Source organism: bacterium (assembly GCA_031082185.1).
Taxonomy (GTDB): Bacteria; Sysuimicrobiota; Sysuimicrobiia; order Sysuimicrobiales; family Humicultoraceae; genus VGFA01.
The window spans coordinates 1-3610 of record JAVHLI010000034.1; the positions used below are offsets into that span (position 1 = coordinate 1).

The window sequence follows — 3610 nt, forward strand, 5'->3', positions numbered from 1 at the left end:
GCCTTCCCTAGCGCGACGTTCCATGGCTTCTGAAGGAACTGCGGGAGGACAACATGGCAGGGAAGAAGCGGTTCACCATCGCAGAGGCCAGGCAGATCGGCGAGGAGCTCGGCGTTGACTGGACCCAGTTCGACGTCAAGCAGTACAGGATGGGACTGGACGTCGAGCTGGAGCACGGCGCGAGGGATCGAGAGACCAACGTAACAAACGACGATCCCGTGCTCACTGGCAAGATTGCCTTGGCACACTTGAAAGAATTCGCCGATTACTACACGCGGCTCGGCGAGATGGAGGAGGAGGCCATGCGTGGCCGACGCCGACGCTGAGATACCATTCCCCTCTTGGAGCACGGTGAGCGGTTTTGAACAGACGGCAGATCCTTGCCCGGCCACGTCTTGTTTGGCTAGCGAAGGGAGGTGTGCAAAGTGAGTATTCCGACGTGGATCATCGTCGGGATGATCGCCTGCTGGATGGAAAAGCGTGCGGTGCCGGAAGATGGCCCCGGCGGCATCCTCGAGAATCTCATCATCGGGGTCGTCGGCGCGCTCGCTGGCGGATGGGTCTTCTGTTCCTTCGGCCGGCTAGGAGACTCGAGCGTAGGAGCCTTCACCGGGGCTGTGATTTCTCTCTGGATCCTCCGGGCGCTGACCAGGAGTTGGGCTAGAGTCCAAGCGTGATAGGGTAATCGCGGCGGGAGTCCGCGGGGTTCGGCAATGATGTCACCACACCTCAGGGAAGTATGATCCGTGAAACCAGAAACTGCAGCGATGGTCAAGCATGGAGTTTGGGGCCTGGTTATTGGGGCAATCATCACCATGATTATCGGCTTTGCGTGGGGCGGTTGGTCAACCGGGGGCAGTTCCCTACGGATGTCCGATGAGGCGGTCTTGGCGACGCGGGCGGCGATCTGCGTCGCCCAATTCATGAAGCAACCGAACGCTCAAGGGAAACTCACAGAACTGAAGGACATAAGTTCCTGGAGAGATCCGCCTTCATTGAAAAGGGCGGCTGGGATAAGATGCCCGGGGAAGGGAAGGCTAGCTATACTGTAAGCCGAGCATGCGCCGACGGGCTTGAATTCCTGATGCAAAGATAGGCGCGGCTCGTTCGGGGGCTCTACGACCGTGGGCAGCTCGGTGCATCCGGGCGTGTCCCCGCTGAACCTCACGTCGATCACTTCGGGGTATCCAAGAATGTAAGTTGAACGTCGTCTCTGTGGTTGTATCGGAAACCCCAGCCTGCAACGTTCTTCCGCTCGGAACAGCCTCGCCTGCCTGGTATTCCTTGGCGGATACACCAAGCTCCGTTGAAGGAGGGTACCTTGCGATGCGGCAGAAACGGCGCGGTGAACACATACGGGAAATTCAGACAACCTGCATCAGAACACTGCGCCAGGAGATCGCGGGTCTAGTCGTGCAGGACGACGTTCAGGAGTGCACTGTGCACTCGCAACTCACCGTTGTACTCAATGAGGCCCAACTGCCTGAACCTGTTCATAAAGAAGCTCACACGTGCCCGCGTCGTGCCGATGATTTCCGCCAAACTCTCTTGGCTGATCTTGGGAACCACGATCTCCGCCTCTCGGTCCTTGCCAACGTGAGCCAGCAGTAAGAGCGTCCGCGCCAGCCGTTTCTCGCTCGAATTGAACAGTTGATCGACCAAGTCCTCTTCAATGCGAACATTGCGGGACAGCACATACGACATGAACAGATCTGAGAATGTGGGCTGGTCATGCAGCAAGCGGATCATGGCTTTCTTCTCGATCCTCATGACAGAGCCCTTGGTCGTCGCCGTCGCCGTCGCCATGCAAAGGTGCTGACCGGCCAGGCATCCCTCGCCAAAGAAGTCGTCTGGCTCTAACATCGCAATGGCCGCCTCTTTCCCCTGTCTGGACAGCACCGTGAGCTTGATCTTGCCCTTGAGAATATAGAACACAGCATCGGCAGAATCACCTTGCGAGAAGAGCGTCTGCTTCTCTCGAGATTCCAGAATGGTTCGGCCGTCTCCGGCTCTTGCGAGGAATGCCTTGAGGTCAAACCGCGGGGGCTTCTTGCTTATCATACGACGGCCTCCCTCAGGGTCATGTATTTCCGTGGTGCCGGGGGCTTGGTCCTCCCCGTAATAAGAATGGTCCGTGTGGCGTAGGTTGTCCGCCGGAAACTCGCGCGGCGACCGTCAGTCCGCTTCGGATGATGGCCCGGGTGCGTCGGCCCCGGCAGGTTGGGTAGGCTTGCGCTGGCGTGACGGAAGGAGCTCGGCGGCCGCCCGCAGGAACGCGAGTCCAGCCACCAGCGCGACCGGCACCACGAACGTCCATGCCATCCGCATCCGAATGTTCACGATAGCGAGTTCCGATTGAGCGATCCTGAGGCTTGTGTCGAGGACTTTCTTCAGCCCGGGGATATACTGGTCGTGGATGACCTTTGCCATACCCTGTCTCTGCCGGAACCACGTCCTGCGGTTCGCCTGCGTGGCCCTCTTCTCTTCCTGGGTCCATGACCCTGCGGCGACCACCAGACCGTAGAGCCCGTCCTCCCACTGCGTGTATCGGCGGTTCTGATTCTCAATCTCCTCGTAATACTGGCTCAGGTAGGAGAACATCCCCGGCGCTAGGGCAGTCGTGAGGGCCTCCGAGGAGGAGACGCTATTCCAGGTGTGGACCATGTATCTCTCGGGGGTTGGTATGAAGTCGCCCTTGAGCGCGACGGCCTTCGTGAACTCCTCAAGGTTCTTCTTCGCCCTTTGCCGGTTCACGTCCACCTCGTCCATTAGAGACGCGAGCATGGCGACCTGGCTCTTGTAGAGCCGCTCCTGGTCCCGGAGGGTCGAAGTGTACGTGACGACGACGAAGCTCAACGCCGCGCCGACGAGGGCCACCACAAGGCCGAAGCCCGGCCCCGCCGTCAGCCACTTCGACGAGCGCGGTTGTCCGGACGTTTCCTGTTGCATCTTCTCGCACCCTTCCGAGAGCCCGACCCCGGGCTGGTCCCCCCCTGGAGAGTCACTGCGGCTATCGGGAACCTTTCGCGGTGCGAGGCCGCAGTTCCCCCTCCCGTCGGCCGCCTGCGCCTCTCGCTGCCAGGCTTTCCTGTGGCTCCGGTTGCGGTTCGGGACGGTATGTTGCTCGGCCTCCTCACTCGCTTGCAGCGCGGCGATTAGACTTCGCCCCTATGCCCTTGGCTCCGCAGGCCACAGGTCAGGGCGGAAACGCTGGCGGGACGGGCCTCCCGGCGAGGGCTTCTAACGGGTTTCTACCGGATTCGGCCCGCCCATTCCTGATGCACGCCCCCTCGGCATGCGAGCACCTCGGTAGAGAGTCGGTTTCTACCGGGTTGCTAGCGGTCAGCCGTGCCCATTGTGGGCGGTTGCCGAATCGTCGCGGTCCCGCTTGCGTCCCTGCCAGACCTCAAGAAGAAACGTCGCCACAGTGACGGCGGCGTTTACCACCAGCCGGGCATGCGCCACGTCGGGTTCTGGTGCCTTGCTCCGCCCGTGGCCGGTCCCGTAGAGGTTGCGGACCTCAGCTACACCTGTGACCACCTGCGCGAGGTTGCTCAGGGTCCGGCCCGAAGGCTGGAACCCGCGTCCCTCTTGCTTTCTTGATGGTCGG

Annotated in this window: 5 protein-coding genes; 2 read left to right on the top strand and 3 right to left on the bottom strand. The window is 60.9% G+C overall.

What is annotated here, in order from left to right:
- The first annotated feature begins 53 nt into the window (after nucleotides 1-53).
- Nucleotides 54-326 carry a DUF5661 family protein gene (locus tag RDU83_13955; protein MDQ7842105.1) on the top strand — a complete coding sequence of 91 codons (273 nt, stop codon included), beginning with the start codon at nucleotides 54-56 and terminating at the stop codon, nucleotides 324-326.
- A gap of 99 nt (nucleotides 327-425) precedes the next feature.
- On the top strand, nucleotides 426-677 hold the full coding sequence (locus RDU83_13960; GenBank protein ID MDQ7842106.1) for a GlsB/YeaQ/YmgE family stress response membrane protein: 252 nt from the start codon (nucleotides 426-428) through the stop codon (nucleotides 675-677).
- A gap of 730 nt (nucleotides 678-1407) precedes the next feature.
- On the opposite strand, the gene RDU83_13965 is transcribed toward RDU83_13960, so the two are convergent.
- The 3 genes from RDU83_13965 to RDU83_13975 all read right to left on the bottom strand — a co-directional run.
- Nucleotides 1408-2061, bottom strand: a complete 654-nt coding sequence (locus RDU83_13965; protein ID MDQ7842107.1) for a Crp/Fnr family transcriptional regulator — start codon at nucleotides 2059-2061, stop codon at nucleotides 1408-1410.
- Nucleotides 2062-2175: 114 nt separating this feature from the next.
- Nucleotides 2176-2949, bottom strand: coding sequence for a hypothetical protein (locus tag RDU83_13970; protein MDQ7842108.1), 774 nt, complete (start codon nucleotides 2947-2949; stop codon nucleotides 2176-2178).
- Nucleotides 2950-3342: 393 nt separating this feature from the next.
- Nucleotides 3343-3610 (bottom strand): abortive infection family protein (locus RDU83_13975; GenBank protein MDQ7842109.1); only part of this gene is annotated, 268 nt, incomplete at its 5' end.

What these genes read in the sequence shown, in the direction of transcription:
- RDU83_13955 (MDQ7842105.1), top strand. Translation starts at nt 54, where the DNA reads ATGGCAGGGAAGAAGCGGTTCACCATCGCAGAGGCCAGGCAGATCGGC.
- RDU83_13965 (MDQ7842107.1), bottom strand. Translation starts at nt 2,061, where the DNA reads ATGATAAGCAAGAAGCCCCCGCGGTTTGACCTCAAGGCATTCCTCGCA.
- RDU83_13970 (MDQ7842108.1), bottom strand. Translation starts at nt 2,949, where the DNA reads ATGCAACAGGAAACGTCCGGACAACCGCGCTCGTCGAAGTGGCTGACG.